General features: G+C 67.8%; 7 protein-coding genes. 4 read left to right on the forward strand and 3 right to left on the reverse strand.

Annotated elements, in window-relative coordinates; translation table 11 throughout:
• Together AB0I51_RS47945 and AB0I51_RS47950 are read right to left on the reverse strand one after the other, a co-directional pair.
• On the reverse strand, positions 1 to 811 hold an 811-nt coding region (locus tag AB0I51_RS47945; protein ID WP_362985773.1), incomplete at its 3' end, for a hypothetical protein.
• Between the two features lie 125 nt (positions 812 to 936).
• Positions 937 to 1449 (reverse strand): hypothetical protein, encoded by a 513-nt coding sequence (locus AB0I51_RS47950; protein ID WP_362985774.1) that lies wholly within the window; start codon positions 1447 to 1449, stop codon positions 937 to 939.
• 527 nt (positions 1450 to 1976) lie between these two features.
• Here AB0I51_RS47950 and AB0I51_RS47955 point away from each other — a divergent pair.
• Positions 1977 to 3368, forward strand: a complete 1392-nt coding sequence (locus tag AB0I51_RS47955; RefSeq protein WP_362985782.1) for an NAD(P)-binding protein — start codon at positions 1977 to 1979, stop codon at positions 3366 to 3368.
• A 598-nt stretch (positions 3369 to 3966) separates the two neighbouring features.
• A complete protein-coding gene (locus AB0I51_RS47960) occupies positions 3967 to 4893 on the forward strand; it encodes a LacI family DNA-binding transcriptional regulator (RefSeq protein WP_362985776.1) in 927 nt (308 codons plus the stop codon).
• Positions 4894 to 5207: 314 nt separating this feature from the next.
• Here the strand turns inward: AB0I51_RS47960 and AB0I51_RS47965 are convergent, their stop codons facing one another.
• A complete protein-coding gene (locus tag AB0I51_RS47965; protein ID WP_362985778.1) occupies positions 5208 to 5705 on the reverse strand; it encodes a MarR family winged helix-turn-helix transcriptional regulator in 498 nt (165 codons plus the stop codon).
• Positions 5706 to 5842: 137 nt separating this feature from the next.
• On the opposite strand from AB0I51_RS47965, the gene AB0I51_RS47970 reads away from it, so the two are divergent.
• Positions 5843 to 7186, forward strand: a complete 1344-nt coding sequence (locus AB0I51_RS47970; RefSeq protein ID WP_362985780.1) for an aminomethyl transferase family protein — start codon at positions 5843 to 5845, stop codon at positions 7184 to 7186.
• Positions 7187 to 7387: 201 nt separating this feature from the next.
• The coding region (locus tag AB0I51_RS47975; protein ID WP_362978006.1) for a LysR family transcriptional regulator at positions 7388 to 7472 on the forward strand (85 nt) is incomplete at its 3' end.

Raw genomic sequence — 7472 nt, forward strand, 5'->3', positions numbered from 1 at the left:
GCGTGCTCGTCGCCCCGAGGTCGAGTGAGCGGGACGGCTGGAGGGTCTGGTGCTGGGCGCGCCTGCCGAAGGCGGACAGCCAGGGGGTGACCGTCGCCTTGGACAGGGTCACGATGTAGGAGCCGGCGGCGTCGGCGCCCACAGCGCCCGCGTCGAAGGTCACCCGCAGCCCGCCGTCCGCGGTGAAGTCCATGTCGTCGAGGACGGACGAGAGGTTGGAGCGCTTGGCGAACGCCTCGTTCAGCGTGTCCGCGTCCGTGCCCTCCCGCCCCTTGAGCCTGTCTTTCAGGGCGGCGACGAAGGCGTCCCGGGAACCGTCCGCGACGAGTGCGAGAGCGGTGCGGTACGCGCCGGCCTTCCCGTCGTACCAGTAGGTACGACGGTCCAGTCCGTTCGCTGCGGCGGTGCTGTCCTGGGTGGTGAGCCGGACGCCGAGGACGTCCCCTGAGGCGACCAGGAACTGGTGGCTGATGTTGAGCTCGCTGTGGTCGCCCTGACACGTCGAGCGGAAGGTTGCCAGGCGCTCCTCCACGTACTTCTTCATCACGTCGGTCATCGCGCTCGCGCCGGGCACGTCGGGGTAGCTGGTGGCCCACGCGCAGGAGGTGCTCTCGCTGTTGTCGTTGACGAGCTGAAGACCCTTGATCTTCGAGGGATCCACGGAGTGGACCGGGGAGACGCCGGAGGACGAGCCGGGGCGTGCTTCGGCTGTCGTCGCATTCGCACCGTCGGGGGATCCGGACGAGCAGGCTGTCGCGACGGAGAGCGAGACGAGCAGCAGGAGGGAGGAGAGCGGGAGATGTGCGCGCATGAGAACCAAAACCTGGGATCGGTGGCTTACTGGTCTCCGAGCCTGCAGGTCAGGGCTATTTTTCAGCGACTGGCGCAGTCACTGTGAACAAAAGACTCCCGTCCGGTGCGCCGGCCTGGCATCACTCAGTGTGTCGCTGGGCACACCTGCCGGTACGACACGTCGGGCACGTACGTGCGCCACTGTGCGCCGGTGAGTCCGCCTCCGGCCCGGGCACACAGGACGCGGACGATGTCGTCCGGGGCGACCGGGTAGCCCTGCAGCAGCACGTCCGGGCCGCCGGCGTACAGGGTGGCGCCGTCGTCGGTGAAGGCGAGGGTGTCGATGTCGTCGCCGGCGGTGGGCAGGTCGGTGCCGAGTTGCTGCTGCCCGGCGGTGTCCCACAGGAGCGTGCAGGTCCCGGCCCGGCAGGCCGGCGAGCGCAGCGAGGCGCAGATCGCCGTCTGGAAGGAGGGTCCGAGCCGGAATGGAAAGGGAAACCGGTCGCACAGTTGAACCTCTTGTCCGTGCGTGCTCCGCCGCTGGTCGGGAGCGCGATTCCTTGAAGAAGCAGGAGAGGTCTGTTTGATTCCGGCTCCTCCCGAGCTCGCGGACGGGGCGCGCTGATCGGGCGGAGCATGGTCAGATACGTTCTTCATCACGATCTGTTGGTGGACAGACCCGTATAGCTCGTATCTGTGGCAGCCGTTCGCCCTTCGAGTGCGCGTACCGACAGGGTTGTTCAGTGGACGGGCACCCTGCCAATCGGCCGGGTCGGATGTCTTTGGGGTCCCTGCAGGCGTGGACGTCGTTCCGCTGGTCGGTCCGGTCCGTGAGGAGGGGCAGATCTTGTCTTTGTGGACCGGACTGTGACCGCCGTGATCGGACGGGCGCTGATCGACGCCGCCGGCCGGGGAGGTGTGTGCGGCGCGCTCAGTCAGCGCTTCGGCTCCCGATATCCCGTTGAGGGCGCAATATTAGCTTTCGCCCGGTGTGCAGGACACCGCCTTTACCATCACCTCTACCGCAAGAGCGACCGAACCACCTCGCGCCCGCGGCGGCTTGCTATGGCCAATGACGGGCGGACGCCGCGGACGGCACACCGACGCGCGGCCCTTGACCGGATCCGGCGTGGCGAGACTCCCTCATTACGCCCTCTTACGGCAGGACGTCCAGGACCGTGACCATGCGCTCGGTACGCCCCGGCAGCAACTACCACTACGTCGTGATTGGCGAGACGCACCTGGCCAGTCGCGTGTGCGCCACGCTGCATGCGGGCCCCCACGCGATCCAGCATCTCGCGCGGCCTCGTGACGAAGATCTCCGCACCGCTCTGAGCACACGGCCCCACGGAGTGGCCGTTCTTCTGCATGACGACGTGGCTGCGCTGCGCTATGCCCTCGCTCTCGCTCACCTCTCGCCGCTGACTCCGTTGATCGCCACGGTCTTCGACCGCACCGTGGCTGACGAACTGAGCCGCCTGCTGCCGCAGTGCGATGTCACCTCTCCGGCCGACCTGGTCGCGCCTGCGCTGGCCGGTCCGTGTCTGGACCCCGCAGTCGTCGCGGTGCAGCGGCACGGAGACCTGATCCGAGCGGTCCGCGAGAACCAGCATGCCCTGCGTGCTGAGGACTGGCACCAAAAGCCTCGGGCGCGGTGGAGGACCCGGGCCAACTGGGCACTGCGCCAGCTGCGGCCTCACGACGCCGGCACTCGACTGCTGATCGTCGGGATGCTTGCCGTCCTCGTCGCCCTGATGGGGGACTGGGCGTGGCTTGCCGGTCACGGCCACCCCGCGTCGGAGGCGTTCTTCGACGCGGCGCGGGTTGTCGCGGGCGTCGGCCCCGCTGTCGCTCCTGCTGGGGCCCACGCGTATCATGTGTTCGCCGGACTCGCGATGCTGGGCACTGTCGCATTCAGCGCGCTGTTCACCGCCGGAGTGGTGGATCGGATGCTCGGCCCGAGGTTGATCGGCCTTGTGGGACCACGGACCCTGCCCCGCTCCGGACACGTCATCGTGGTTGGCATGGGGCAGGTGGGCATGCGCCTGTGTGTCGAGCTGCGGAGCCTCGGCATACCTGTCGTCGGCGTCGAACGTGACCCGCAGGCATCGGCTGCGCGACTCGCCCGCAACACGGGAGTGCCCGTGATGACGGGCGACGGCGGTGACCGCCACGTTCTTGAGCGCCTCCGTCTGGGTAGCGCCCGTGCCCTGGCCGCGGTTGGTTCGGACGACCTCGACAACATTGCCGTTGCGATCGCCGCGCACGGGGTCTCTGCAAACACGCGGGTGCTCATCAGGGCAGGCCAACATGAGGCCATCGCCGAAACGCGTTCCTTGCTGCCCATGGGAACCGTCCGGGATGTCACCGGCATGGCGGCCGCCTACATCGTGGCCCGCCTCCTGGGGCAACCGCTGGCAGGTGTGGTTGCCCATCAGGACGACGTTTTCCTCCAGAACCCCGATGACACCTTCAGCCGCAGCGTGCTGTCGGCCCAGGCCCGCTGCGAGCATCTGTCTGCAAACCCGTCGGAGTCGGTGTCAACGATCTCGAAGATAGTCACCTGGAAAGACTAGATCGATTTACCACCTTTCTCGCAAATTGCCCAATCGATTTCGTCATCCCTTCCCGCGGCGGCATGCGGGATAGGGGGCGCCGATGCCGCCCGCGCAGGACGTCGCCTCAGGTGATCGAGGGCGTGCACGGATACGACGGCGCCGATTTCTGTTCTCGCCCGGCTCGGGCGTGGGGTGCCCGGCGAGAGCGCCCTATTGATCATCGAGGCGTTGGAGACTGCACCCCGAGGTCTCTGCTGTGGAGGCTTCGACTGGATTGACCAGGGGGATGGGCTCCTGATGCTCGTCCCTGGAGCAGGAACGTCCGAAGATCGAACGAAGTTGCATCGACTGCTGGCGATGGCAAGCGGAGGTTCGGAAGGCCGGTAGGCGGAGCAGCGCACTGTTGCCGCATGCGTGCGACTCGGTGCACTGAAAGGTTCACTGGCCGTGCGCGGTTCCCCGGGGCGGTCGAGGTGCAGCCTGGTCTGGCAAGCTGAAACGATCTAGCGCGTAGAGTGAGTCCAACGTGCTTACACGTTCTATGGGCGGGTACTTTCGGCGATGCCTTTTCGCGGGGCGTGAAGTGTACAGAGGTGACGGATGGGAGTGGGCCAGCATGGGCCGTTCGGGTCGGGTGACGTTGACCGACGTGGCCAAGGCGTCCGGTGTGTCGCGGGCGACGGTGAGTTTCGTACTCAATGACGACCCGCGCCAGACGATCTCCGCGGCCACCCGGGAGCGGGTGATGGAGGCAGCCCAGGACCTGGGATACGTCCCGCACGGGATCGCCCGCGCACTGCGCGAGGGGTCTTCGCGCATCGTGGTGCTGAACGTCGACTGGGGCATGGAGGGCAACTTCTCCCGCAGCTATGTCCGGGGCCTGGACGAGGAGTTGGCCGAACACGACCATATGCTTCTCGTCCGGTACGGGCACTCGATCCCCGAGGCCACCCAGAAGGTTCTGGACACCATCGTGCCGCGAGCGGTGCTGCGGCTCGGCGAGGTCTACATGCAGGGGCACGCACCGAGTGAGGACGACTGGGAAAGCGGGTTTGCCGCCAACGCCGCACTGCAGATCGGATACCTCGCCGATCGGGGGCACGTCCGAATTGCGATGGCGACGCCCGACCATGACTTTCCGCTGATCGAGGCCCGGCTCGGGTTCGCGCAGGAGGCGGCCCGGCGTCGGGGGCTTCCGCCCCTGGAGTCCTTCGTCGTGCAGAGGCCGAGGGAGGCCGGTGCGACGGCCGTCGAGTCGTTCCTGGCCACTCACCCTGAGGTGACCGCCCTGGCGGCCTTGGACGACGACGTCGCGTTGCGCAGCCTCACGGCCCTCCGGGATCTGGGGCTGCGGGCGCCAGAGGATGTGGCCGTGATCGGCTTCGACGAGACCGAGCACGGCTCGCTGTCCACGCCCGCGCTCACCACCGTCCACATCGATGCCGAGGTCCTCGGGCGGATCGCCGCCCGCAACGCCCTGGGTATCGACGCTGGAGGGCTGGCGCCCGTGCGCGGCCGGATCGTGGTGCGCGCGTCGGCGTGACCGCCCCAGGCCCGCGAAGGGCCGGCGGGGCGGGATGTCGGAGTGGCAGTTTGGACGGCACAGTTCCCGCACGGTCTTCTCGGATCGCCGTCGCAAGGCCCGCAATCGCAGTCGGACACCGGCTTGCCCCCGACCTGACATAGTCGAGACCGGGAACAGTCGGAAGCCGGGACGAAGTAGCCTCGTCCGGCTCCAGAGCCGTACATCTGGGTGGTGCGGTTCCCCCACGGTGTCGCTGGACAGGCGATGGATTGGCGCGCTTCACAACAGCGACGGGGTCGTGGTCGCGCCGAAGTGTGGTTCACGCCCGTCGCTCACGATGTGGTGGGGACCACCGGCCACATCCCCGCGTAGGCGGGATCCTCGCCCTCCAGCGCGAAGAGCAGTTTCCGCAGTTGTCCGATGACCTCGTCCTTGCCTCCGTCACCCAGGATCTCGGCGAGGGCGCTGTCGATCGCGGCGATGCGTGCCCGGCCGTCCGCGACGCCGGCGAGGCCCGCTTCGGTGAGTTCGTGCAGGATGACGCGTTTGTGCACGGGATGCGGCAACCGCCGTACCCATCCGACGCGTTCGAGCTGTGAGAGGGCTGTCGTCACGCTCTGCGGTGTGATGTGGAAGAGCCGTGAGAGGTCCGAGGCGGACATCAGACCGAGTTCGTCGAGGTGAACGGCGAGGCCGAGCTGGGTCACCGTGACGTCGAGTCCGTCCAGGGCGTTCTGAAGGCGCCCGTGCACGGCCTGCTGCGTTCGCCACAGCACATGGGGGAGCCCGTCCTGCCATGCCGGACCCGTGCTGTCCTTCGCCGAAGCCATCGTCGCCCTCCGTTGGTGCGGGACGCCAGTATCCGCCCGAGAACATTGTTTCAGACGTCTTAAAACTTTACAGACATCTGTTATACGGTCGCAGGGCACAGCGACGAGGCTGTGCGCCGGTGACCGAGAGGAATCCCATGCCCAGTCTCGAAGAAGAGATCAACAAGGCAGGAGGGGCGCTCGCCCTGCTCCGGCAGGGGCGCTCCGGGGCGTACCCGTTCCCGATCAAGCCCGAGTTCAGCAACTGGCGCGACGAGCAGGAGGCATGGCGCAACAGCGCCGCCCTGATGGACCTCTCGCACCACATGACGGACCTCGTCGTGCAGGGTCCCGACACCTACAGGCTGCTCGAACACCTCGGGGCGAACAGCTTCCAGGGCTTCGGCCCCGGGAGTGCCAAGCAGCTCATCACGGTCCGCCCCGACGGCTACATGATCGGCGACTGCATCCTGTTCTGCGTCGGCGACCGCCACGTCCGGATCGTCGGCAGGCCGCCGGCCCTCAACTGGGTCCAGTTCAACGCGGCCACCGGAGACTGGGACGTCACCGTCCGCAGGGACGAGCGCACCGTGAACAACCCGAAGGGCCGGGACCTGTTCCGGCTCCAGCTGCAGGGCCCGCACGCGGCGGCGATCTTCGAGAAGGTCAACGGCGGCCCGATGCCGGACATCCCGTTCTTCACCATGGGCCGCTTCAACGTCGGCCCGCACGAGGTCACAGCGCTCAACCACCGCATGTCCGGCTTCCCCGGCTATGAGTTCACCGGGCCGTACGCGGACATCGACTCCGTGCGCGACCTCATCGTCGAGGCCGGCGCCGAGTACGGCCTGCGCCAGGTCGGTGCCCGTGCCTACGCGTCGGTCGCCACCGAGTCGGGCTGGATCGCCAACACCCTGCCGGCGACCTACTCCGGCGAGGACATGAAGGCGTTCCGCGAGTGGCAGTCGGCGCGTTCCTTCGAGGGTAACCTCGCGCTCGGCGGCAGCCTCGTCGCCGACCGGATCGAGGAGTACTACACCACTCCGTGGGACCTCGGCTACGGCCACATCCTCAAGTTCGACCACGACTTCGTCGGCCGCGAGGGACTTGAGGCGATCAAGGACCGGCCGCACCGCCGCAAGGCCTGGGTGCTCTGGGACCGCGACGACGTCGCCAAGATCTTCGCGAGCATGTACGAGAAGGGCGAGGGGCGCTTCAAGTACATGGAGATGCCGGCCGCGTTCTACACCGCCTGCCAGTTCGACCGGGTGGAGAAGGACGGCGAACTCGTGGGAGCGGCGATGCTCACTTCGTACTCCGCGAACGTGCGCGGCTGGATCTCGATCGGCACCATCGCCCCGGAGGCCGCGGCAGGCGACCGGGTGGAGATCGTCTGGGGCGAGCCGAACGGCGGCTCGCCCAACCCGGCCGTCGAGCGCCACGCCCAGACCCGCGTCCGCGGCACGGTCATGGCCCGTCCGTTCGCGACGAAGAAGCACTGACGCGCGGGCGATGCGGTGGGGGTGGCGGGCCCGACACCTGCGGGGATGCCCCGAGGTCTCCCGGTCGCGAGGGTCTCTGTTGCGATCGCTAGATCGTTTTAGTTACCGTTGGGTGCGTCGACTGGATCTGCCCGACCGCATCGCCCCATCTTCGACACGGCCCCGGAGGACGCCGGTGCCGTGGACGACCCGAGGAACGCCATGGACCGTCTGCTCCTCATGCGCAGTTTCGTCATCGTTGCCGACCTCGGCAGCTTCAACAGGGCCGCCAAGGCGCTGGGGTCGT

Source organism: Streptomyces sp. NPDC050549 (assembly GCF_040655035.1).
Taxonomy (GTDB): domain Bacteria; phylum Actinomycetota; class Actinomycetes; order Streptomycetales; family Streptomycetaceae; genus Streptomyces.

Excerpts from the sequence above, each read along its gene's own strand:
- AB0I51_RS47950 (WP_362985774.1), bottom strand. The coding sequence starts at position 1,449 with ATGAAGAACGTATCTGACCATGCTCCGCCCGATCAGCGCGCCCCGTCC.
- AB0I51_RS47955 (WP_362985782.1), top strand. The coding sequence starts at position 1,977 with ATGCGCTCGGTACGCCCCGGCAGCAACTACCACTACGTCGTGATTGGC.
- AB0I51_RS47960 (WP_362985776.1), top strand. The coding sequence starts at position 3,967 with ATGGGCCGTTCGGGTCGGGTGACGTTGACCGACGTGGCCAAGGCGTCC.
- AB0I51_RS47965 (WP_362985778.1), bottom strand. The coding sequence starts at position 5,705 with ATGGCTTCGGCGAAGGACAGCACGGGTCCGGCATGGCAGGACGGGCTC.
- AB0I51_RS47970 (WP_362985780.1), top strand. The coding sequence starts at position 5,843 with ATGCCCAGTCTCGAAGAAGAGATCAACAAGGCAGGAGGGGCGCTCGCC.